The sequence below is a fragment of the Bacillus sp. S10(2024) genome, from assembly GCF_050473865.1.
Classification (GTDB): domain Bacteria; phylum Bacillota; class Bacilli; order Bacillales; family Bacillaceae_G; genus Bacillus_A.
This window is the reverse complement of record NZ_JBFLUR010000002.1, coordinates 283,443-306,770: the sequence shown is the minus strand read 5'-3', so window position 1 is coordinate 306,770 and position 23,328 is coordinate 283,443. Positions and strand designations below refer to the sequence as shown.

The 23,328-nt window shown below is 35.7% G+C and carries 27 protein-coding genes and 2 riboswitches; of the genes, 14 read left to right on the top strand and 13 right to left on the bottom strand.

Annotated features, from left to right (window positions below; translation table 11 throughout):
* Positions 1-125: 125 nt before the first annotated feature.
* From AB1280_RS01740 to AB1280_RS01730, 3 genes are read left to right on the top strand one after another with little or no spacing between them, the layout of a single operon-like run.
* On the top strand, positions 126-584 hold the full coding sequence (locus AB1280_RS01740; RefSeq protein WP_429754706.1) for a hypothetical protein: 459 nt from the start codon (positions 126-128) through the stop codon (positions 582-584).
* A 31-nt stretch (positions 585-615) separates the two neighbouring features.
* Positions 616-912: a hypothetical protein gene (locus AB1280_RS01735; RefSeq protein WP_429754705.1), complete on the top strand. Its 297-nt coding sequence runs from the start codon at positions 616-618 to the stop codon at positions 910-912.
* Positions 913-966: 54 nt separating this feature from the next.
* Positions 967-1,575, top strand: a complete 609-nt coding sequence (locus tag AB1280_RS01730; RefSeq protein ID WP_272188337.1) for an ImmA/IrrE family metallo-endopeptidase — start codon at positions 967-969, stop codon at positions 1,573-1,575.
* A 94-nt stretch (positions 1,576-1,669) separates the two neighbouring features.
* Here AB1280_RS01730 and AB1280_RS01725 read toward each other — a convergent pair whose 3' ends face one another.
* Complete coding sequence (locus AB1280_RS01725) at positions 1,670-1,813, bottom strand: hypothetical protein (protein ID WP_429754704.1); 144 nt, start codon at positions 1,811-1,813, stop codon at positions 1,670-1,672.
* A gap of 41 nt (positions 1,814-1,854) precedes the next feature.
* A complete protein-coding gene (locus AB1280_RS01720) occupies positions 1,855-2,187 on the bottom strand; it encodes a PadR family transcriptional regulator (RefSeq protein ID WP_429754703.1) in 333 nt (110 codons plus the stop codon).
* A gap of 166 nt (positions 2,188-2,353) precedes the next feature.
* On the opposite strand from AB1280_RS01720, the gene AB1280_RS01715 reads away from it, so the two are divergent.
* A complete protein-coding gene (locus AB1280_RS01715) occupies positions 2,354-3,130 on the top strand; it encodes a 3-hydroxybutyrate dehydrogenase (RefSeq protein WP_429754702.1) in 777 nt (258 codons plus the stop codon).
* Positions 3,131-3,203: 73 nt separating this feature from the next.
* On the opposite strand, the gene AB1280_RS01710 is transcribed toward AB1280_RS01715, so the two are convergent.
* The 3 genes from AB1280_RS01710 to AB1280_RS01700 all read right to left on the bottom strand — a co-directional run bounded on the left by AB1280_RS01710 (position 3,204) and on the right by AB1280_RS01700 (position 5,784).
* Complete coding sequence (locus AB1280_RS01710) at positions 3,204-3,365, bottom strand: YvrJ family protein (RefSeq protein ID WP_272188339.1); 162 nt, start codon at positions 3,363-3,365, stop codon at positions 3,204-3,206.
* 149 nt (positions 3,366-3,514) lie between these two features.
* Complete coding sequence (gene mtnK / locus AB1280_RS01705; RefSeq protein WP_429757253.1) at positions 3,515-4,699, bottom strand: S-methyl-5-thioribose kinase; 1,185 nt, start codon at positions 4,697-4,699, stop codon at positions 3,515-3,517.
* 86 nt (positions 4,700-4,785) lie between these two features.
* A riboswitch (SAM riboswitch) is annotated at positions 4,786-4,929 on the bottom strand.
* A gap of 63 nt (positions 4,930-4,992) precedes the next feature.
* Positions 4,993-5,784, bottom strand: a complete 792-nt coding sequence (locus AB1280_RS01700) for a carbon-nitrogen family hydrolase (RefSeq protein ID WP_429754701.1) — start codon at positions 5,782-5,784, stop codon at positions 4,993-4,995.
* Between the two features lie 103 nt (positions 5,785-5,887).
* Here AB1280_RS01700 and AB1280_RS01695 point away from each other — a divergent pair, with 103 nt between their 5' ends.
* The 6 genes from AB1280_RS01695 to AB1280_RS01670 all read left to right on the top strand — a co-directional run bounded on the left by AB1280_RS01695 (position 5,888) and on the right by AB1280_RS01670 (position 10,898).
* The gene (locus tag AB1280_RS01695; RefSeq protein ID WP_429754700.1) at positions 5,888-7,078 is read left to right on the top strand and encodes a pyridoxal phosphate-dependent aminotransferase; all 1,191 of its coding nucleotides are present in this window, start codon (positions 5,888-5,890) and stop codon (positions 7,076-7,078) included.
* 51 nt (positions 7,079-7,129) lie between these two features.
* Positions 7,130-7,236, top strand: a riboswitch (SAM riboswitch).
* 65 nt (positions 7,237-7,301) lie between these two features.
* Entirely contained in the window at positions 7,302-8,546 is a 1,245-nt protein-coding gene (mtnW, locus tag AB1280_RS01690; protein ID WP_429754699.1) for a 2,3-diketo-5-methylthiopentyl-1-phosphate enolase, read from the top strand.
* Positions 8,543-9,202 carry a 2-hydroxy-3-keto-5-methylthiopentenyl-1-phosphate phosphatase gene (locus AB1280_RS01685; RefSeq protein ID WP_429754698.1) on the top strand — a complete coding sequence of 220 codons (660 nt, stop codon included), beginning with the start codon at positions 8,543-8,545 and terminating at the stop codon, positions 9,200-9,202. The genes mtnW and AB1280_RS01685 overlap by 4 nt, the downstream gene beginning before the upstream one ends.
* Complete coding sequence (locus AB1280_RS01680; RefSeq protein WP_429754697.1) at positions 9,199-9,837, top strand: methylthioribulose 1-phosphate dehydratase; 639 nt, start codon at positions 9,199-9,201, stop codon at positions 9,835-9,837. The genes AB1280_RS01685 and AB1280_RS01680 overlap by 4 nt, the downstream gene beginning before the upstream one ends.
* Complete coding sequence (locus AB1280_RS01675; protein ID WP_272191120.1) at positions 9,815-10,345, top strand: 1,2-dihydroxy-3-keto-5-methylthiopentene dioxygenase; 531 nt, start codon at positions 9,815-9,817, stop codon at positions 10,343-10,345. Before AB1280_RS01680 ends, AB1280_RS01675 begins: the two co-directional genes overlap by 23 nt.
* Positions 10,346-10,619: 274 nt before the next feature.
* Positions 10,620-10,898 (top strand): hypothetical protein, encoded by a 279-nt coding sequence (locus AB1280_RS01670; RefSeq protein WP_272191121.1) that lies wholly within the window; start codon positions 10,620-10,622, stop codon positions 10,896-10,898.
* 28 nt (positions 10,899-10,926) lie between these two features.
* On the opposite strand, the gene AB1280_RS01665 is transcribed toward AB1280_RS01670, so the two are convergent.
* From AB1280_RS01665 to AB1280_RS01650, 4 genes are all read right to left on the bottom strand, one after another.
* On the bottom strand, positions 10,927-11,259 hold the full coding sequence (locus AB1280_RS01665; RefSeq protein ID WP_429754696.1) for a DUF3909 family protein: 333 nt from the start codon (positions 11,257-11,259) through the stop codon (positions 10,927-10,929).
* 4 nt (positions 11,260-11,263) lie between these two features.
* On the bottom strand, positions 11,264-12,148 hold the full coding sequence (locus AB1280_RS01660; RefSeq protein WP_429754695.1) for an NAD(P)-dependent oxidoreductase: 885 nt from the start codon (positions 12,146-12,148) through the stop codon (positions 11,264-11,266).
* Complete coding sequence (locus AB1280_RS01655) at positions 12,145-13,272, bottom strand: serine hydrolase domain-containing protein (protein ID WP_429754694.1); 1,128 nt, start codon at positions 13,270-13,272, stop codon at positions 12,145-12,147. Before AB1280_RS01655 ends, AB1280_RS01660 begins: the two co-directional genes overlap by 4 nt.
* A gap of 98 nt (positions 13,273-13,370) precedes the next feature.
* A complete protein-coding gene (locus AB1280_RS01650; RefSeq protein WP_429754693.1) occupies positions 13,371-14,666 on the bottom strand; it encodes a sensor domain-containing diguanylate cyclase in 1,296 nt (431 codons plus the stop codon).
* A 325-nt stretch (positions 14,667-14,991) separates the two neighbouring features.
* Between AB1280_RS01650 and AB1280_RS01645 the strand changes: the two genes are divergently transcribed.
* The 3 genes from AB1280_RS01645 to AB1280_RS01635 all read left to right on the top strand — a co-directional run bounded on the left by AB1280_RS01645 (position 14,992) and on the right by AB1280_RS01635 (position 16,689).
* On the top strand, positions 14,992-15,609 hold the full coding sequence (locus AB1280_RS01645) for a nitroreductase family protein (protein ID WP_429754692.1): 618 nt from the start codon (positions 14,992-14,994) through the stop codon (positions 15,607-15,609).
* A gap of 332 nt (positions 15,610-15,941) precedes the next feature.
* Complete coding sequence (locus AB1280_RS01640; RefSeq protein WP_429754691.1) at positions 15,942-16,160, top strand: hypothetical protein; 219 nt, start codon at positions 15,942-15,944, stop codon at positions 16,158-16,160.
* 226 nt (positions 16,161-16,386) lie between these two features.
* Positions 16,387-16,689: a DUF3915 family protein gene (locus tag AB1280_RS01635; RefSeq protein WP_429754690.1), complete on the top strand. Its 303-nt coding sequence runs from the start codon at positions 16,387-16,389 to the stop codon at positions 16,687-16,689.
* A gap of 301 nt (positions 16,690-16,990) precedes the next feature.
* Here the strand turns inward: AB1280_RS01635 and ptsP are convergent, their stop codons facing one another.
* The 4 genes from ptsP to glcT all read right to left on the bottom strand — a co-directional run bounded on the left by ptsP (position 16,991) and on the right by glcT (position 22,340).
* Positions 16,991-18,703 (bottom strand): phosphoenolpyruvate--protein phosphotransferase, encoded by a 1,713-nt coding sequence (gene ptsP / locus AB1280_RS01630; RefSeq protein ID WP_272191127.1) that lies wholly within the window; start codon positions 18,701-18,703, stop codon positions 16,991-16,993.
* Positions 18,703-18,966 carry a phosphocarrier protein HPr gene (gene ptsH / locus AB1280_RS01625; protein ID WP_020059386.1) on the bottom strand — a complete coding sequence of 88 codons (264 nt, stop codon included), beginning with the start codon at positions 18,964-18,966 and terminating at the stop codon, positions 18,703-18,705. Before ptsH ends, ptsP begins: the two co-directional genes overlap by 1 nt.
* 138 nt (positions 18,967-19,104) lie before the next feature.
* Entirely contained in the window at positions 19,105-21,165 is a 2,061-nt protein-coding gene (ptsG, locus tag AB1280_RS01620; protein ID WP_272191128.1) for a glucose-specific PTS transporter subunit IIBC, read from the bottom strand.
* Positions 21,166-21,491: 326 nt separating this feature from the next.
* Positions 21,492-22,340, bottom strand: a complete 849-nt coding sequence (gene glcT / locus AB1280_RS01615) for a glucose PTS transporter transcription antiterminator GlcT (protein WP_429754689.1) — start codon at positions 22,338-22,340, stop codon at positions 21,492-21,494.
* 163 nt (positions 22,341-22,503) lie between these two features.
* Here glcT and AB1280_RS01610 point away from each other — a divergent pair, with 163 nt between their 5' ends.
* Positions 22,504-23,319 carry an HAD family hydrolase gene (locus AB1280_RS01610; RefSeq protein ID WP_429754688.1) on the top strand — a complete coding sequence of 272 codons (816 nt, stop codon included), beginning with the start codon at positions 22,504-22,506 and terminating at the stop codon, positions 23,317-23,319.
* Positions 23,320-23,328 lie beyond the last annotated feature (9 nt).

Below are 23,328 nucleotides of genomic sequence, written 5' to 3'. Positions count from 1 at the left end.
TAACTCAGGCTGTAACAGTATTAAAAACCGCTCTAAACGATAGTTCATTTGTCCATACACATTCTCTCTTTTCACATAAAGTATGGTATAGACATTTTCTGTAGTTATTAAAGGAGAGGATTTTGTTGTCTTATTATTATTATGATCGCTGCCGAAGAAAAGTCCAGTATGATCAAAATAATCAGTATGATCAGAACGATCAATCTGAATCACAGGAAGAACATAAAAAGAATCATACACATAATCATAACGTTGCTCAGATTTCAGATAGTGGAAATTCTCAGGTGAATTTAAACGTAGACTCTGATATAGATACTGATACTGATACAACTGCTACTAATCAGCAGTCTACTGATGTAGGGCAGGGGCAGCCACAAGGGCAGGGGCAAGGACAGGTACAAGGACAAGGGCAATTGAATACAGATGTTACAAACCAATTATTAGCGGCCCTGCTCCCATTTTTAACAAACGTATTAAATAATGCTGCTCAACCTCCGCAAAATAATCAAAATCATCTAAATCACCAAAATCACCTAAATCACCAAAATCAAAACCACAATAACCAAAAAGGAATAGGCTACTAAACAGTAGCCTATTTTTGTAAGGAGGATTTTTATGCTGCGGCGAAATAGCTCCAATATTTCAAATAGCGGAAACTCTAATGTGAATATAACCGTAAACGTCGATACAAGCTCTATTGCCTATGCGATGATGTGTTATTGGCATACGAGCGGTATGATTACGGATGAACAGTTCACTCATATGATAACTAATTTTAACAGTTTGCTAAACAAAGAGGACGCTATACCTCCTCAGCTCTTATCAAATAAAGAATATTCCCCGTACAGGATTCGGCAAAAAAACAATGTCGATACATTAAAAACATTTATTCCTCCTTTTTTCAATCGTTAAGTACATTTCATTTCTATTAAGATAGAAAAATCCATAATATTTGAGGTGTCTCCTATGTGTCCTTACATTAATTTATGTATTTGCATTACTCCTGGATCTCATATTGACAACCAACGAATTGCTCAAGATATTGCAATTGCTAAATATATTTGGCATCCTATCGTATTTAAAATTGAAGATGTCAGCGTACTAGATGAATCCTATCGTTTTCATGATTGTGAAATTAGTTACGTATCTTCGTTAAAATCACAACCAAAATTAACTTCTTTATTTGCTGAATGTTCTAAGCGTGCAGCACACTGTGATATTTATATTTGTTATATCGGCAGTGATTATTTTCAAGAACAATCTGTTATCGCTTGTGCTTATTCCATATCAATTCGTAAACAAATTAAAGGTTACATTGTATTAACAAATGCAGCTTCAGCTTCGAAGAACATCTACACTCTTGCACACGAAATTGGTCACATTTTATTCACACGCCGTGTACAAGATAAGCTTACAAATGCAGATCCCGAATGTCCAAACGGTTCCGAGCACCATCCTTCTCCTACGAATCTTATGCATTATATCGTTCCTACCCCTCATAAATCACAAATAGATTCCTTATTAACAAATACCCAAAGAGAATTATCTTTACAAAGTCCTTTATTACGTAAGTAAGTGCTGTAGTTTCTTCTAAAAAAGATTTTATGTCTTCTGCTTTGATTCCCTTGAAAGCATCTATCTTAACTATCTCTGTACAATATTTTGACGTTTAGAATCCCGCATCATAAGCAGTACTAAGCTTCCATACGACACAATTGGCTCTAAATTCCCCATCCCGTATTATTAATTTTAAAATATTCAAATACACTTTCATATCAACTAAAAACTTTTCTCCTTCTTTAGAAACTTGCATGTCATCTCCCCCATTTTTGATTTACTTTCATCGCGTCAGCATTATCGTTTCCTTCCTTTTCCCTCCAACAAGCGCTGTACACTACTTTGCATGGCTTCCCACCGTTCCATGAAACCATATAGTGCATCTTCACCTTTTTCTGTTAATGTGTAATATTTCCGCTTTGGACCAGATGGCGACTCCTTCATCGTACTTGTAATCAATCCTTCTTTTTGCATGCGAATTAATAGCGGATAAATACTTCCTTCACTTGCCATCGTAAAATCATACTGCGCCAATTTTTCACTCATTTCATATCCATATATTTCTCCTTCAGAAATAATGGCAAGTAAGCATCCTTCCAAAATACCTTTTAACATTTGACTCGTCGACATCATTCAAATCCTCCCTCTATCCTGTTTTACAAGATAGATAAGTATAAGTATCTTACAAAGCAAGATAGCTTGCGTATTTCCCCAAAAAGATTGCAGGATTTCCCACTTCGTTTCTATAAATAGAGCATTAGAGTTAACTATATTCATAGAGGAGATGGAATAAAACATGTTTAGAAATCGCGTTGTATTTTTAACAGGTGCAGCAAGCGGAATTGGATACGAAATGGGAAAGTCCTTTGCAAAAGAGGGCGCAACTGTTATAATTACGGATCTGTTAGAGGTCCGAGTACAAGAGGCAGTGAAACAATTACAGAACGAAGGATATAAAGTATTTGGAATGCAGTGTGATGTAACAGTAGAACATGAGATTGAACAAGCTATTTCTGAAACTGTTACACAATTTGGTTCACTTGATGTATTAATTAATAATGCAGGTATGCAATACGTTTCTCCAATTGAAGATTTCCCTACTGAAAAGTTTGAAATGCTTATTAAAATTATGCAAATTGCACCGTTTGTTGCAATAAAACATGCATTTCCTATTATGAAAAAACAACGATACGGTCGCATCATTAACATTGCTTCTATTAATGGTCTCGTTGGCTTTGCAGGCAAATCTGCATATAATAGCGCCAAGCATGGAGTAATTGGCCTTACCAAAGTCGCTGCACTAGAAGGCGCTGAATATGGTATTACCGTAAATGCACTTTGTCCCGGATATGTTGATACCCCTCTTGTTCGTAATCAACTTCAAGATTTAGCCACAACAAGAAATGTCCCGCTTGAACATGTACTAGAAGATATTATTTACCCGCTTGTACCGCAACAACGATTATTACATACAGAAGAAATTTCAAACTACGCCTTATTTTTAGCAAGCGAAAAAGCAAAAGGGATTACAGGACAAGCAGTTGTCATTGACGGTGGTTATACGGCACAGTAAAATTCAACAAACTATTTTTCTTCTATATCAATATAAGAAACGGATTGTGCTTCTTCCACACAATCCGTTTCCGTTACATATTTTCTTTTGGAGATTCATATCTTTGCATTTGTTTTGGTAGCTTCTCAATCGCAACAATAACGCTATCTAACTTACTTTCAATTCTATGAAGCAAGTATAGCGTAACAACAATCGGAAAGCCAACATTGCCAATAACTGATATCCATTCCTCCATCGTTGTCTCCTCCCTTCTTATTATAAATAAGCGGAGAGACAGAAAAGTGGTAACTAAAACAAACTAAATCATTTCAACTGTTTTTCAAAATATCTGCAAATACCACTATACACATTCTTCCACATAACAGAGGGTGGGACTACTACTACTCATACCCTCACTTCCTTTTCAAAAACAATAGATTCAAATTGTATACCGAATAAACGAGCATCCGCATTTTCTGTTTCATGTAGAAGTAGCTTTCTTCCTAAACGTAATGCATGCCGTTTCGCTAGTAACCTTGCTTCACTTTGAGAAATTCCATCTAAATCAGCAACATGAGCTAACCCGATTGTCCGGCGTATCATCTCACATCCCGCAAACCCAACTGCATCAGCGAATATATTTTTCAGTACAATTGGTAACCATTGTTTTTCTCGCGTGTATGGCTCTATCCCTTCAAGCATCCATAGTTTTGTAAATGTTTCTACGAAAACGCTCCATGTTTGTTCGATGTGGTAAAATAATACACTGCGTTTATTCTCTTCACGCGACAACGCATTTACTAATAAATTTGCAATAAATTGACCTAAATCAAATCCAAGCGGACCAAATGTCGCAAATTCTGGATCAATCACTTTCGTTTCGGAAGAGGAAGAAAATATACTTCCCGTATGTAAATCACCGTGAATTAACGCTTCTTTTCTTGTTAAAAATTTATATTTATATTGTGCTACTTGTAGCTTCAAATTTTTATCACACCAAAGTTCGTCAATAATATCTTGTAATTCTTCTTCATAGTCGTTTGTTTCATAATTTGCAAATGGATCAGTAAATACAAGGTCTTCTGTAATCTTACATAAATCTGGATTTACAAATTGACTATCTAACACTCTTTTTTCTTCTGCTTGTAATCCAAAATCTGATGTATAGAAAAGAACACGGGCTAAAAAACGGCCAATATGCCGAGATAATAACGGATAATCTTCTCCGGCTATTAATCCTTTTCTTGTTATCGTTAATGCTGATAAATCTTCCATAACAATAATTGCTAACGTTTCATCGTGTCCATATACTTTCGGAACATATTCTGGAACATATTTCACAAAAATTTGCAATGCATTACTTTCAATTGTTGCACGGCGTAAAGATAGCGGCCAACTTTCTCCTACTACCTTCGCATATGGAAGAGCCTGCTTAAGAATGAGCCCCTTCTTCCCATCATGCAAACGAAACACATAATTTAAATTCCCATCACCAATTTCTTCACAAGTAACAACTGCCTCTTCTGAAAAATAACCATTCTCTTTCGCATATGTTACGGCCGTTTTTTCTGTTAACTGCTTGTATCCCACTTTGATTCCCCCTAATATATTAGGGCTTTTCATCATAAGAAAAACCCCTTTCTACACCGAAAGAGGTTTGAAGATTCACTTCTCCCCTCTTATCTACCAGAAAGTTTCTTTCTGTTGGAATTAGCACCGTGCCTTACTAGGCGCCAATCATGCGCCCCATTTCACAATGGTATTACGGTCGGTTGCTGGGTTTCATCGGGCCAAATCCCTCCACCTGCTCTTGATAAGAGTATATATAGTTATCTGAATTTTTTATTTTCGTTTCTGACTATACCAAGAATAAAATTTGTTTGTCAACATTTTTTTGTCGCGTACAATTCTGGACGACGATCAAAAAAAACAGGAATCCCTTTACGTACTTCAGAAATTTTCTTTATATCTAACGTTCCATACAAAATCGTTTCTGTTTCATCAGCCTCAGTAACAATTTCTCCCCAAGGATCAATAATAAGGGAATGTCCTGCAAAAACATTATTAGAATCACTCCCAGCACGATTGCAAGCCACAACATAACATTGATTTTCAATCGCCCTTGCTTGAAGCAATACTCGCCAATGCGCTAAACGAACAAGCGGCCACTCCGCTACAACAAATAACACGGTTGCCCCATGCGCAGTATGAACGCGCACCCACTCTGGAAAACGAATATCATAGCAAATTGTTCCTGCACATGGTATACCCTCCAATAGAAAATGCCCCGTTTCATTTCCAGCAATCAAATATTTATGCTCATCCATCAGCTGAAACAAGTGCACTTTACTATATTCAGCCACAATGTTTCCGGTTCGATCACTAATATACATCGTATTTGTAACACCATTCTCTGTCTGCTTTGCGATCGAACCCCCAACAATATTTATACCATTTTGCTTACTCCACTTCGCTAATAACCATTTCGTATAATTGCCATCTTGATCAGCAATATCAGGAAGACGCTCTAAATCATAACCTGTTGCCCATAACTCTGGTAATACAATAACATCTGGATTTTCCTTCATCGCTTCGTTTATTTTTGTTTCAGCATGTTCTATATTTTTTGCAACATCACCAAAACTGATATTCATTTGTACACAAGCAATTTTCATTACGCTCTTCCTTCTTCCTTTTTATTTTTTTCTTTACAAAAAGTTGGAAAGATTATATCATTTGTCACTATAATTGCAACAACTTTCAAAAGAGGTGGAAAGTATGAAACATTTTCAATCTTCTGAGATATTAACATCATTACCAACACAATTTTTTGCTTCTCTTGTCGCCAAAGTAAATAGAGTAATGCAGGCTGGTCATGATGTTATTAACTTAGGGCAAGGAAATCCAGATCAACCAACACCAGCACACATCGTATCAGCATTACAACGTGCAGCAGAACACCCGATTCATCATAAATATCCTCCATTTCGAGGACATGAAAGTTTAAAAGAGGCTGTCGCTACATTTTATGAGCGTGAATACGGTGTACAATTAAACCCGAAAACAGAAATAGCTATTCTATTTGGCGGGAAAGCTGGCTTAGTTGAATTACCACTTTGTTTTACGAATCCAAATGATACAATCCTTGTTCCTGATCCAGGTTATCCAGACTATTTATCAGGGATATCCTTAGCAAAGGCAAAGATTGCTACAATGCCACTACTAGCAGAAAATAAATTTTTACCTGATTATACAAAGATTAATATACAAACTGCCGATGCAGCAAAATTAATGTTTTTAAACTATCCAAACAATCCAACCGGAGCCGTTGCAACAACAAAATTCTTTGAGGAAACTGTATCGTTTGCAAACAAACATGACATTTTAGTCTGCCATGATTTCGCGTATGGCGCCATCGGTTTTGATACTAAAAAGCCGATGAGTTTCTTACAAATCGATGGGGCAAAAAATATTGGTATTGAAATTTATACGTTATCAAAAACATATAATATGGCAGGATGGCGCATCGCGTTTGCCGTTGGGAATGAAAGTGTTATTGAAACGATTAACTTATTACAAGATCATATGTATGTTAGTATTTTTGGTGCTGTACAAGAAGCTGCTCGCGAAGCATTATTAAGCCCGCAAACTTGTGTCGATGAACTCGTAGAGCGCTATGAATCTCGAAAAAATGCTTTTATTACTGCTTGTCGTTCTATCGGCTGGAATGTCACTTCACCGAAAGGTTCTTTCTTTGCCTGGCTCCCCATTCCAGATGGGTATACGTCAGAGGAATTTGCTGATGTACTATTAAAACAAGCGCACGTTGCTGTCGCCCCAGGCATCGGCTTCGGAAAACACGGGGAAGGTTATATTCGCGTCGGTTTATTACATTCAGAGGAACGCCTTCAAGAAGCAGTTCATAGAATTGCTAAATTAAAAATTTTCAAAAAATCATTGACAACGTAAAAATTCTCTGTCAAAATTCAGTTATTAAAATTTTTAAACATTTCCAAATACTTCTTATCAAGAGCTGGTGGAGGGACGAGCCCGATGAAACCCGGCAACCGATCTACTTTATGTAGGCACGGTGCTAATTCTCGCAGCGTTACGCTGACAGATAAGGAGCTGGTTGTAAAAAAACCTCTCCTTAGCTGAGAGGTTTTTTTTATTCAACTAGGAGGTTATGAAAATGAGCGGAATAACAGCAACTTACTTCATTCACGATGATTCTCATAATTTAATCAAAAAAGCAGAGCAAATTGCTCTCGGTTTAACAGTTGGTTCGTGGACACACTTACCCCATTTGCTACAAGAACAATTAAAACAATATAAAGGTTCAGTCGTTAGCGTAGAAAAATTAGAAGATGATGAAAAAACAAACATATATCTTGATAAAAAAGTAACACGTGGACTGATTAAAATTCACTATCCAGCTGCTAACTTCACAACCGACTTACCAGCCATTTTTACAACTGTTTTCGGGAAATTATCCTTGGACGGAGAAATTAAATTAATTGATTTAACATTTTCTGATGAAATCAAAAGGAGCTTCCCTGGTCCTAAATTTGGCATCGATGAAATACGAAACAATTTAAATGTTCACAATCGACCTCTTCTCATGAGTATTTTCAAAGGAATGATCGGCCGGAATATCGGTTATTTAAAAACACAGCTTCGCGATCAAGCAAGCGGCGGTGTTGACATTGTAAAAGATGATGAAATTTTATTTGATAATCCGTTAACACCACTGTCAGAACGGATTCACGCCGGAAAAGAAGTATTACAATCTGTTTATGAAACATATGGTCATAAAACGTTATATGCTGTTAATCTTTCAGGACGGACTTATGATTTAAAAGAAAAGGCAAAACAAGCCGTTGCTGCTGGAGCTGATCTATTACTTTTCAACGTATTTGCATATGGACTTGATGTGTTGCAAGCTTTAGCGGAAGACAATGATATTTCTATCCCAATTATGGCACATCCAGCAGTAAGCGGAACTTACATAGCATCTAGATTATACGGATTTTCTCCATCTTTATTACTTGGCAAGCTTCTTCGCTATGCTGGTGCAGATCTCTCATTGTTTCCATCACCATATGGAAATGTCGCTTTACAACAAGAAGAAGCACTTTATTTAGCTAAAGCACTTACAGATGAAAACGAACCCTTTAAGCGTAGCTTTCCTGTTCCATCTGCTGGCATTCATCCAGGACTTGTTCCACTTCTCATTCGTGACTTCGGTGAGCAATGTGTCATTAATGCTGGCGGCGGTATTCACGGCCACCCATCCGGCGCACAGGGGGGCGGAAAAGCATTTCGAGCTGCTATCGATGCAGCATTAACAAACACGCCGCTTCATAAGAGTGATGACTCTTATTTACAAGCTGCCTTGCGCCTATGGGGCAATCCAGCTAAAGAGGTAAAAGCATGAGCATTCAAATTTTTTGTGATTTCGATGGCACAGTTACAAATAACGATAATATTGTTTCCATTATGCAACAATTTGCTCCACCAGAGGCCGAAACTATTAAACAACAAATTTTATCGCAAGAACTTTCTATTCAAGAAGGTGTAGGAAAACTTTTTTCTCTATTACCTTCAAGTTTACAGGCTAAAATTACAACTTTTATAAAAGAAACCGCATGCATTCGTACTGGCTTTACAGAATTTGTACATTATTTACAAAAAAATAATATCTCACTTTATATCATATCAGGGGGAATGGACTTTTTTGTTTATCCTCTTCTCGAAGGACTTGTTGATTTTGACAACATTTACTGTAATACAACTGATTTTTCCAATGACACAATTCAAGTAAATTGGCCGCATTCGTGCGATGAACATTGTGAAAATAAATGTGGTCTCTGTAAATCAACGCTTATTCGTAATTTAAGCTCACAAGGCGATTTTAAAATTGTAATTGGTGATTCTATTACAGATTTTCAAGCAGCAAAACTTGCTGACAAAGTATTTGCTCGTGACTTTTTGATTACTAAATGTATAGAACACCATATTCCTTATATACCATTTGAAACATTTCATAATATACAAAACGAAGTAGAAAAATTGTTAGGGGTGATAAAGTGAGACAGCTCTTTCGTCAGTGGCAAGAACTGAGTGAACTGAAAAAAGAATTAACTGACCGAAATTGGTTTCCAGCAACAAGCGGTAACATTTCAATAAAAGTGAGTGATAATCCTCTTACCTTTCTCGTTACAGCAAGTGGAAGAGATAAAACAAAAACAACACCGGATGACTTTTTGTTAGTTGATCAACACGGCAATCCTGTTTTAGAAACTAATTTACGCCCTTCTGCCGAAACACTGCTGCACACTCACATTTATAACCTGACAAATGCTGCATGTGTCTTACACATTCATACGACTGATAATAATGTCATTACGAACGTATACGATCAAGAAGTTGTACTCTGCAATCAAGAAATTATTAAAGCGCTCAACCTTTGGGAAGAAGGAGCTTCTATTCGAATTCCAATTATCGAAAATTATGCACATATTCCAACTTTGGGTGAGCAATTCCGTAAGCATATTCATGAAGATGCAGGTGCTGTTTTAATTCGTAATCACGGTATTACCGTGTGGGGAAAAGATGGGTTTGATACAAAAAAAAGATTAGAAGCATACGAGTTTCTATTCCAGTTCCACATTAAACTTTTATCAATTAAAGGAGGTGTTCAACATGGTGCAAATACGTATTCATGAAATGAATACACGTATTGAAAATACAATAGAAGTGCAGCAGTTCTTACAAAATGAAGGTGTTCTATATGAAAAATGGGATATTACAAAACTTCCTGGTCATTTACTAGAAAACTACGCATTAACTGATGAAAATAAAAATGAAATTTTAGAAGTGTTTGCGCCAGAAGTTACTGAGATTTCTAAGCGCCGCGGCTATCAAGCGAGCGATGTTATTTCACTTTCTAGTGCAACACCTAATCTAGATGAATTGTTAGTAAACTTTAAACAAGAACACCACCATACTGATGATGAAGTCCGATTTATCGTTAGCGGACATGGCATTTTTACCATCCAAGGAAAAAATGATCGGTTCTTTGACGTTGAACTTGAACCAGGAGATTTAATTTCGGTTCCTGAAAACACGAGACATTATTTTTCCCTTCAAAACGATCGTCAAATTGTGGCAATTCGTATTTTTGTAACAACTGAAGGCTGGGTTCCTATTTATCCCACTATTCGTGGACAGTAAGACCCCCATTGATGAAAGTTTCACTTTATTAAGGTAGCATGTTGAATAAAGAGAATTGGTTTCCCCTTTTCCTTTCCTTTATTCACTCTACATATATACATCCTCCTTTGGACAGGTTTATCTCCTTTTATGAGATAAACCTTCTTTTTTGTTGAATATTTTTTACAAAATTATGAACATTTTATGAATTTTTTCTGAATATTCTGTTTAAAATGTGTTATAATACAAATAATAGAAGAAAAGAACGAAATTGTAAAAAGGAGGAAGGGAATATATGGAGTTAATAATAGCAATTCTTTTTGGTGTCGTTTGTGGGTCTATACCTGCTGTTGTGGGGGCTATTATGGATGAGTTAGAAATTGGTATGATTGGTTTCGTCGCATCCACTGTAAGCGCTTTATTTTTTAGTTTATATGGTGCTGTTCCTGTTGGGTTACTGTTTGCATTATATATATTACGTCACGCTCGCACAAAACGATTTACTCGAAACAGAATGGCTGAAGTGATTCCCTTTCCAATTGAAAAAGTACGCCGAGCAACAAGTCTTTCATAAATAAAAAAGTCCTCATATGAGGACTTTTTTATTTATTCTCTTCTAAAAATTGAAATAGCTCTTGTAAATGAAGTGCATCGTCACCGTAGCTAACCGAAACATAAAATTTCCCGTCTACCTCGGCATTCATATATAAATCAATGAGATCACACTCATATTTTAATGCTAAATAAAATTCCATCTCTTCTAGCATTTCTTTCGTTGTTCGAATAACATAACGACCTGTTGCATCTCTGCCATATTCAAATACTGGTTCAAAGTTATATTTCTTTTTAAACGCAGCTAGTTGCTTGTCATTAATAAAAGTCGTTTCTGTACACTGTACTGTACGAATAATATTATCGAACTTTTCTAAACTCATTCAATCACTCCTTTATGTACTGTTTATATAATGCTTGTGTTCCGCTATTTTCTTCACCATCTTGCATCAATTGCTCATATAATTCTCTCGTAAGAGTTAAGCCAGGTGCAGATAATCCAAGTTGCTCTGCTTCTGCTAAAGCAATGTTCATATCTTTCATAAAATGTTTCACGTAAAACCCTGGTTCAAAATCACCTTGTAACATACGAGGTGCTAAATTACTTAATGACCAGCTGCCTGCTGCACCAGTAGAAATACTTTGTAACACTTTTTCTGGATCTAATCCTGCCTTTTTAGCATAAGCAAGTGCTTCACATACACCAAGCATATTAGATGCAATCGCAATTTGATTGCACATTTTTGTATGCTGACCACTGCCTGCTTTTCCTTGCAGCATAATATTCTTACCTAACAGTTCAAATAATGGCAGACATGCTTTATATGCTTCTTCGTCTCCACCAACCATGATTGCAAGACGCCCTTCTTTTGCTCCAATATCTCCGCCCGATACAGGAGCATCTAATACATAAATCCCCTTACTCTTTCCTTCTTCGTAAATACGTTTCGCCAATGTTGGTGTTGATGTTGTAAAGTCGATTGTAATCGTTCCTTGTTTTGCGTGAGTAAGAATTCCATTTTCACCAAAGTATACTTCCTCTACATCATGCGGATACCCGACCATAGTCATTACGACATCTACTGTTCTTGCAATTTCCTTTGGAGAATCACACCACTGTGCACCTTCTTCAATTAAATCTGCAGTTTTTTCTTTTGTACGATTATATACATGCACCGTATAGCCTGCCTTTAGTAAATGACGCACCATACTTTTTCCCATAACACCGGTACCAACAAAACCAATAGAAGCTGGTGGTAATAACTGCTTCATTTTTTCATCTCCTCTTTTTCTAACAAATCACTCACAAGTTTGCGAAATTCAGTATTAAAATCATCATTAATTCCATTTTGCACATTTGAAAATACAGTGACAAATAGTTTTTTATCCCAATTAAAGTTATTAAATGTATTCCATCCTGAAAGTACACCATGATTGTGATAATAATCTGGATATATATATAAGCTAAATGCGTATTTTCTATCTGCGGGTGGTGTTAACATTAACTTTAAACTTTCAGGTGAAATAAGCTTACTTGTCATAATTGCTTCGTCTAACTTTTTCATATCATTCACCGTTGTATACATCTCACCGCATCCATATAACCAATTCATGATTAAATTCGGAGCTAATACAAGTTCATTCTCTTTCTTTTTATATCCTTTTGAAAAATTCGCATCTCCTTCCGGTGTCTCTCCCATGCCAGACTCTGTCATTCCGGCTGGAATAAAGATATGCTCTTTAACGTATTGTGCTATAGATTGTCCCGTACTTTTTTCTACAATATAAGCTAGCAACATATAATTATAATCTGTATATAACCAGCCATGTCCCGGTTGAAAAGCAGTTGGTTGTTGTCCAAGCCACGTTACTAAATTAAGTCGAGATGCCGCATTAACTTTCCCTTTCCCGTGTTCAGGAAGTCCCGATGTATGCGTTAATAAATGATATAATGTAATATTTTTATTAACAGGAAAAGACGGAATATACGTATGTACATTTTCCTGTATATTTAACTTCCCTTGTTCTTGTAACTGTAAAATCGATACAGCAACGGCCATTTTTGTAATAGAACCAATTCGATATTTTGTTTGTGGTGTATTTTCAATTTGTTTTTGTATATCCGCATAGCCATACCCTTTATTTAATATTGTACGACCTTGATAGGAAACAAGGACTGATCCATTAAATTGTTTATCTTTTAGATACTGATCCAGGTTTTGGGTAACAGCAGTATAATCAATTTCTTTCTCTTTTTCTTTTTCTTTCGTTGTATTAGCAGGGACAGCAGTTTTTATTGATTGCGCTTCTTTTTTAGCAGGTACTTTAAAAAAGAAATAGCTTCCTACTAATAAAACAGAAAGTAAAAAAATAATTGTACTCCATAACGTCTTCATTTCTAAAAATCCTCCATCGCAGCTTAAATATTTACTCCCCCCTCTTCACCATTATCCGTTAATAAAAAAAAATCGCAACAATTTGTTGCGAAAAAACATTACATTTTTTCTTTTCGATATAAGCAAACTTGATTTTTCCCCTTCTTCTTTGCTTCATATAATGCAACATCTGCTCGATGCATTAACATTTCTTTTGTAATTCCATTTTCAAATGCAGCGACACCAAAACTTGCGGTTATCTTTGAAACTCCAGAAAATTTTTTTGTTTCAATAAAAAAACGAAGCGATTCTGCGATTTGAAATGCTTCTTTTTCTGTTGTTTGAGACAGAAAAAGAATAAATTCTTCTCCGCCCCACCGCGCAAAAACATGATGTGGCTGTAATTTTGCTGTTACAAGTTCCGTCAATTGTATCAATGCTAAATCTCCAAAATCATGCCCATACGTGTCATTTACTTGTTTGAAGTTATCCAGATCAAATAAAACAAGAGCAAATGATTGGTTCATTCTTAAAGCAGTTTCCCAGCCTTCTGAAAATAGTCTTTGAAACTTCACCCTATTGTAAATATTTGTAAGAGAATCGGTTGTTGCTAAACGCTCTTGCTCTTTATATTCTTCTTCTAGCTCTGTAATATCTGTACATGTCGCGATGAATCTCGATACATCATTAGGTAGCGGAGCAATACGTAACAAGAATACTCTCCCTTCGCCCACCTCATTATACATTTTAATTTTTCTTGCGTGCGTTAAGCAATCATCAATCCACATTGTATTATTTTCCGCAATATAATACCCATTCTCTTGGGCAAAATATTCTGCAAATGTCATATGCTGCTCATGATATGACATAAGATCTTCATATCCGAAAAAGCGCAAAAAGTTCGTATTACAATCTATAATTTCATCATCTTCTAAAATAAGGAATAAATCATTCTGAAAATCAAATATCATTTGAAGTAACTCTTGCTGTAACATGACTTGTTTTACTAATGATAACTCATACACACTCTTTTGCACTTCAGCAAGTACAGATTGCGATGTAATTGGAGGTAATACAATATTTCGTATACCAAGTTTAATAAGATCCACAAATTGAGATGTTACTTCTTCACTCCATACAATGATAAACGAAATATCTGTAGTGAAGAGTTCTTTTACAAAATCAACCTGAGAAGCTTGAGAGATGTATATAATAACAATTTGCGGTTGAACTTTTTCAAACAATATTTTGCCTTCCTTAAAACTATGTGCCAAAAACAAGCACTTTGGCTTTAACATCGCAATTGTCTGCTGCTCATTATGTCCTTCTTCAATATATAATACATTCATATCGAGATCATGTAATACATTTTGAAAAACTGTATGTTCCAACAAAAAACGTAGAATGTGAACCATTAGGCCTTCACTCACTTCATTTATCCCATTCTTACACTCTACTACAAAGTTACTCTTAAGAACTTGGATTGTTCAACAAACCATCGTATAGCAGTTTCACATTATATAAAACCATTAAAGCACTGTATCATCTTTTTATTGTATGTCACCAATAAATAAGACGTCTGTGCGAATATCTTCTATTATCCATATCTTTTTTAAAGGACTTGACAATAGAAATGCATATATTATATCCTTTTACAGTACCAACTTACAAAATGTAAGTAAAGAACGTTTTTTTCATTCGAATTATTTATAATTAGAAACGAAGCTTGGAGGAACTATAATGACAAAGCAAGATTTCTTTACTGTTTTATACGAACGTACATCTAATCGTGCTTTCAACCCTGAAAAAGAAATTTCAAAAGAGGAACTAAATGATATTTTAAAAGCTGCTGGCCAAGCACCATCAGCATGGAATCTACAACATTGGAAATTTCTTGTATTCCAAGGAGAAGATGTACAACGTCGTTTACATCCAATCGCATATAATCAACAACAAATTCTCGATGCCTCTGCAGTTGTTGCCATATTAGGTGACCTAGAAGCATATAAAAGTGTTGATTCTGTATACGGCCCACTTGTAGAGCAAGGACTTATGCAAGGAGAAGCAAAAAATCGTTTAGCCCAAAATATTGAAAGTGCTTATCAACGTGAACAATACCCGCGTGATGCAGCGTTCTCAAATGCATCCTTAGCAGCAATGCAACTTATGCTTGCAGCAAAAGCGACTGGTTGGGATACATGTGCAATTGGAGGATTTAATCCACAAGCATTAATGGAAGAGTTTAACGTTTCTTCTCGTTACATTCCAATTATGTTAATTACAATCGGTGAATCTACATTAGCAGGGCACCCAGCACCACGCATGAGCGTAGAACAAGTAACAGAATGGGCAAAATAAAAACCTCCATCAGTGGAGGTTTTTTTCATCCCTCACTAATGAAACTCTCACCAACTTTGGATATGACAGCCGCTATTATCCACCTATATAAATCCACTTTAATTTTTCGACATTTAAATCACGTCTATGCACGCCCAGATGCTCTCGTTCTCCTCTAAAAGAAAGGAATTTTTATGTCATTTTTTTAATTTGCACATATTTATCTGCTTCAATTTTCTCTAAATATTAAGAACGGATTACTACCTAGGAATAGCAGAATGTAATCTAAAGGTGCTTTTTTGTTACAATTGTGATACAATAGTAACAAATTGATAACAAGTGAGGGATTTTCGTTGAATTTATATGGAAGCTTTATCGCCATATTGTGCTACATAGTCACAGTACTACTTCTGTACTTCGTTGGGGATATGACAAATATTGCGATGTTACAGTTTTCAAAAGAAACAACGCTTCAATCAGAAATTAGTCAGTATACCTCTCGCTCCTTTGTACCATTACTATTAGCACTTCCTGTATATATCATTGTTTTATATAAAAGTAAAAAAATATAAAGACTGTCTTTATGAAAAAGAGGCAGTCTTTTTTCTATATATATCCGCTTTTTGTCCAAACTCTCATTTTCCTATTCTCATATGTTATAAGAGAAATAGCAACATTCTACCTAAAGCATTTATTCCTTTCCTGAAAAACAGGAAAAAATCTTAAAAATTTTTTTACTACGTCCAAGCAAAGCATGTACCTAGAGCATATCTTATTAATGTGAAGGGGGTGAGAATTATGTTCGGATGTTTTGGATTTGATGATGGATGTCATAGACACGACCACAATAATAGACACGACCACAATAAACACGACCACAATAGACACGATGATGGAAATAGAACTCCTTTATGCAACGTTCTAAGAAACCTTTCAATCGGTACTCAAATTGCTCTATTAACAATTAGAGATAACGGTTCTTTCGAAAATGTTGTATTTGAAGGCTTCTCAAATGGCGTAGCACTTTTCTCAGGAGGAAACATTACAGGTTCAGGTTTATTACGTGTTTGCCCACACGACGTTGTAGCAATCGTTTTCTAATAAGAGTTAGTACTTCCCAGGAAAGCAATAGCTTTCCTGGCTTTATTTATTTTGGAGGCTGATTGACCCGAAAACAAATAAATTTATAAGTCTATTTTAATTTTTCGACATATAAGTCGCTGCTATGCAGAATACAATATTACCACTTCCACGCACGACCAGATGCTCTCGCCTTCTGCTCAAAAGAAAGAGGTTTTATATCATCTTTTCATCTTGTATTTATAGGGAATACAAAATCCACCAAAAATGAATTGTATAAAAAAACCTGGGACCGATTTCAAATCAATCCCAGGTTTTTTCATTAAATGCTTTTTACAAGTTCTACTACTTCTTCAGCAGTTGACATGTTTAAAGCTTTTTGTGCTAATTCTTCCATTTGCGCTTTTGAAAGCTTGCGAATTTGTGTTCTCGCTGGAAGAATAGATGTTGCACTCATACTAAACTCATCTAATCCTAATCCAACTAACAATGGAATTGCTAGAGCATCTCCTGCCATCTCACCGCACATACCAGCCCATTTTCCTTCTTTATGAGCTGCATCAATAACCATTTTTACAAGACGTAAAATCGATGGATTATATGGTTGATATAGATAAGATACGCGTTCATTCATACGATCCGCTGCCATTGTGTATTGAATTAAGTCATTCGTTCCAATAGAGAAGAAATCTACTTCTTTTGCAAATTGGTCAGCTAATACTGCAGAAGCAGGGATTTCAACCATCATACCTACTTCAATAGCGTCTGAAACAGCTACATTAGCTTGTACAAGTTTCTCTTTCTCTTCTAATAAAACTGCTTTTGCTTGACGGAATTCATCAAGAGTTGCAATCATCGGGAACATAATTTTTAAGTTGCCGTATACACTCGCACGAAGCAAAGCACGAAGTTGTGTACGGAAGATATCCTGTTCTTCTAAGCATAAGCGAATTGCACGGTAGCCTAAGAACGGGTTCATTTCTTTTGGTAAATGTAAGTATGGAAGCTCTTTATCGCCACCAATGTCAAGTGTACGAACGACAACTGGTTGACCTTCTCCTACACCTTCAAGAACAGATTTGTATGCTTCAAATTGTTCTTCTTCTGTTGGAAGATTATCACGGCCCATATATAAAAATTCTGTACGATATAAGCCAACACCTTCACCACCGTTATCAATAATACCTTTTACATCTTTCGGTGTACCGATGTTTGCTACAAGCTCAACATGGTGTTGATCTGCTGTAACTGTCGCTTCGTTTTTTAATTTTGCCCACTCTGCTTTTTGTTCTTCAAATTTTGCTTTCTTTTCTTCATAAGCACGAAGAGTTTCTTCAGATGGGTTTACAATTACTTCTCCGTCTAAACCGTCAATAATTACGATATCGCCGTTTTGGATTTGTTCCATAACAACTTTTGTACCAACAACAGCTGGTATTTCCATAGAGCGAGCCATAATTGCAGAGTGAGATGTACGTCCACCAATATCAGTTGTAAAACCTTTTGCATATTTACGATTTAACTGAGCTGTATCAGATGGCGTTAAATCTTCTGCAATAATAATTACTTCTTCAGAAATTGTGCTAGGGTTTGAGAAGTTAATTCCAAGTAGATGTGCAATAACACGCTTTGTCACATCACGAATATCCGCTGCTCGTTCTTTCATATATTCATTATCCATGCTCTCAAACATACTAATGAACATTGATGCAACTTCATCCATCGCGAATTCAGCGTTTACTTTTTCGTTATTCACTTTATCTTTCACTGGATTTACTAGTTCTGGATCATTTAATACTAGTAAATGCGCTTCAAAGATAGCAGCTTTATCAGCACCAAGCTCAGCAAAAGCATGATTTTTAATTGCTTCTAATTCAGATTTTGATTTTTCAAGCGCAGCTTCTAAGCGTACGATTTCTGCAGCTTCATCCGAAATCGTTTTCTTTACAAGGTTAAATTCAGGATTTTCTAAACGGAACGCCTTTGCAATGGCAATACCACTTGATGCAGCAATCCCTTTAATGTTAAGAGTCATTATTCTCCTAATCCTTCGTTTTTCATAGTTTCTTCGATAGCTGCTACTGCTTGAGCTGCATCATCACCGTTTGCAGTAATTTTGATTTCTGCGCCTTGTTGAATACCTAAAGACATAACACCCATAATTGATTTTAAGTTTACAGTTTTTCCATTATACTCTAAGTTAATATCCGCACCAAATTTGCTTGCAGTGTTTACAAGTAAAGTTGCTGGACGAGCATGAATTCCAGAGTCGCTAGTTACTTTAAAGATTTTTTCCATAATGATCTATCTCCTTTAAACTACAGTATATTTGAAGTTGTATAGATGTGAGTATCACACTATCTATATTGTATATAATAGGCGATGCTCGGTCAACCACATCGCCTATTATAATTATAAACATTTTACGTCTAAATTTTAGTGAATATCAATAACGTTTGTTTCACCTTTTTTGACATTATCTTGCTTTTTGATTTCAACTTGTTGGCCTTCTTGTAAGTTTGTGAAAACAATTGGCGTAATAATAGAAGGTGCATTTTCTTTTACAAATGCTATATCTACTTTTAATAACGGTTGGCCTTGTGTTACTTTATCTCCTTGAGAAACTAACGCTTCAAAGCCTTCACCATTTAATTTTACCGTATCAATACCGAAGTGAATTAAAATTTCTTTTCCGCCTTCTGATTGAATACCGATTGCATGTTTTGTAGGGAATACGTTCACAATTTCACCATTTACAGGAGATACTACTGTTCCTTCTGTTGGTTCGATTGCAAAACCATCACCCATCATTTTCCCAGAGAATACTTGATCTGGCACTTCAGTAATTGGTAAGATTTTACCTTCAATTGGAATCGCGATTACTTCATTTGTATCTTTTTGTACAGGTGCTTCTACTTTCGCAGGTGCTTCTTTTTTAACATGCACTGCACGACCTGCCATAATATCTTGAATTTGTGATTTTAAAGTATCAGATTTTGGACCGAAGATAGCTTGAATATTGTTACCAACTTCAAGAACACCTGCTGCTCCAAGCTCTTTTAAACGATCTTTATTTACATCCTTTTGTTCCTTTACTTGCACACGTAAACGTGTAATACAAGCATCTAAAGAAGCGATGTTTTCTTTTCCACCAAGTGCTACTAAAATCTCACCTGGAAGCTCGCCTGCTTCTACTTTTCCTGCTCCATCATTTTCTTCAACTACTTCACGACCTGGTGTTTTTAAATCCCATTTGCGAATTGCAAAGCGGAATCCGAAGTAGTAAATCACTGCTAGTACAAGACCAACAATAATTACCCACCACCATGCTGTACGGTTTGGTAATACACCGAATAAGATAAAGTCAATTAAACCACCAGAGAATGTCATCCCGATTTTAACGTTTAAAATTTGCATAGTCATAAATGATAACCCAGCAAATACTGCGTGGATTCCAAATAGTACAGGTGCTACGAATAAGAATGAGAACTCAATCGGTTCTGTAATACCAGTTAAGAAAGATGTTAACGCTGCAGAAGCTAAAATACCTGCTGCTAGTTTTTTATTTTCTGGACGTGCTTCATGATACATTGCTAACGCTGCTGCTGGAAGACCGAACATCATGAACGGGAATTTACCAGTTGTAAATGTACCAGCTGTTAACTCAACACCATCTTTTAATTGTGCCATGAAAATCTTTTGGTCACCGTGAATAACGTCACCCGCTGCACTTGTATATTGACCAAACTCGAACCAGAATGGTGCATAGAAAATATGATGTAATCCAAATGGAATTAAAGAACGTTCGATTAAACCGAATATAAATGCTGCTAATGTTTTATTTGTATCAATCATGTGATGCGAGAATGAATTCAAACCGCCTTGAATTGTCGGCCAAACAAAGCACATTGCAATTCCTAAAATTAAAGAGAATGTTGCTGTTGCAATTGGCACGAAACGTTTACCAGCAAAGAATCCTAAGTATGATGGTAATTCAATATTAAAGTACTTATTATAACAATATGCTGCTAATATACCGACTAAAATACCACCAAAGACCCCAGTTTGCAGTGTTGGAATTCCTAAAACGTTTGCATACGATGGATCTGCAAATCCAGTTTTAATTGGATCTCCAGCTTTGCTTGTTACTTGAACTAGCTTGTCTACTCCTAAGAATACGCTCATCGTTTTGTTCATAATCAAATATCCAACGAATGCTGCTAGCCCAGCTACTCCGTCTCCATTTGCTAATCCGATGGCAACCCCTACTGCGAATAATAGTGCAAGGTTTGCGAAAATAATGTCACCAGATTGTTCCATAATTTTTGCAACTAGAACAAACCAATCTGCTTTTAACGCAGGGATATGATTTGTTAATTGTGGATTTTGAAAAGCGTTACCAAATCCAAGTAAAATCCCTGCAGCCGGTAAGATTGCAACTGGTAACATAAGCGCTTTACCGACTTTTTGAAGAACACCAAAGATCTTCTTAAACATAAATATCCTTCCTCTCTTAATATAATTGATACTTTCGACAAACGCCAAAAGGCATGAGGGAAAAAAAGATAGAACGATAGCTATACAAAGGGTAGTATATCCCTTTCTTTAGCTTACATTCCTAACTTTTCTCCACTCATGCCTGATCGAATCAGTAACACGTGTCAAAAATAGGTATACATAATAAGTTCACAAATTTAAGCAAACGTTTTCTTTGTGTACTGTTATTCATTTGTCGAATTTAGTAGAACTTTGTACTGTTGATTATACATAACAATTGTAAGCGATTCAACAACTTTTTTTAACGTTTACATTTTCGACAATATTTAAGCTTGTTCAACCTTCATTAGTCGCTGTAAATGCATTGTTAAATAAATCGTTTCCGCATCATACACAGGCAGTTGTAATTGTTTTTGCATGACTTTTACAAGTTTCCAAGCCAAATTATAACACTCTGGAAATTCAGCTTTTAAAAGATCTGCAAAACTTTGTGATTCTTCCACTTTCTCACCATTCTTTACCCGTTCAATTGCATATTGTAGATGACGAACGAGACGTAAATAATGAATGCTCTCTTTATCTAACTCGATTTGTAAGTTTGTTTCAATTAAAGAAACAAGGTGGGCAATTAATTTAGAATTTTGATTAACAGAAGATAATTCAGAGTTTGTCACAGAGCTATAAATATGCAGTGCAATAAATCCAATCTCCCCTTCAGGAAGATGAATATTTAGGCGGGAATTAATTAATTCTACAACTTCTTCTGCAATTTTATATTCTGTTGGATATAATACTTTTGTTTCCACTAAAAATGGATTATCAACTGTAAATCCTTGCTTTAATCGCTTTATTGCAAAAGCAATATGATCTGTTAAAGCAATATGAATATGCTCATTTAATGGTGTTTCTACTCGATCTTGAATATAAAACATAAGATCGTTCATTAATTCAATCAATTTCTCGCTCACATGCGGAACAAGCAGTTTGTATTGTTCGCGCTCACGTTCGTTTGTTAACACAAACATTTTCTCAATTTGTTCTACTTGCAACATCTCTTTTACTTTTTTTCCAAATCCAATTCCTTTTCCAATAACAACAACTTCTTCATGTTCTGGATGAGCAGCAATAATAACATTATTATTTAAAACTTTTTTAATTTCGAGACAATTCCCCATACAACACCACCCTCGCGCGTAAAATGTCACTTTCATGTTACAGAACAATCTTATTTTTCGTCAATGTCAAACATCTGCCATTTTAGAAATGTCATTTTTTAGACATGAATGGACGAGATGCGTATAATGTAATGGCATACGTCTAATCGAAAGGAGCAATAGTATGATTAAAATGTTTATAAGCGATATTGATGGCACAATGATGCAACACGGAGGTGTAATTGATACTCAAGATGTAAATGCACTCCGTAGCCTTGCTGACCAAAATATAATTCTTTGTTTCGCCTCTGGAAGACTTGATAATGAGATTGCCGATTTAATGAATAAAGTTGATATCAACTTTCATCGGATTAGTGTGAATGGAGTATTTGTATATACACACGAAAATAAACAACTATTATCTGCAACATTTGATTCTACTATTTTACCCGAATTATTGTCTATAACAAATAAAGACCCTTTCTTTCGTTATGTAAGTGATGAATATAATTATTACATCGAGGAAAAAACACCATTTATTTATGAACTCGAAAAGCAGGTCAAAATGACTTCCGTTGAAGAACCAAACTTGCTCGAAAAAATTGATACAGTAATTTTCCCAAATAAAATTTCAGTCGGTGGTACAAAAGAAGATTTAATTATTCTTCAAAAACAAATTGAGGAAAACTTTAAAGAAAAAGTAAGTACTTTTATTTCTGCCGAGCAATGTTTAGATGTAATGCCCCCTAACATTAGCAAAGGTTCCGCTATTTCTGTTTTATTAAACGAATTTAATATCAGGCCTAATGAAATAGCTTGCATTGGTGATTCATATAATGATATTCCTATGTTTGCTTTAACACCTCATAGCTTTGCAATGGCTGGTGCAGACGATGAAGTTAAGCAGCATGCATCACATATTGCTCCTTCTGTCAAAGATGCAATTGAATATGTCCTTCGTTATAATGAAGAACATAAAAATACGACTCCCTCCTTATAAGGTTGAGTC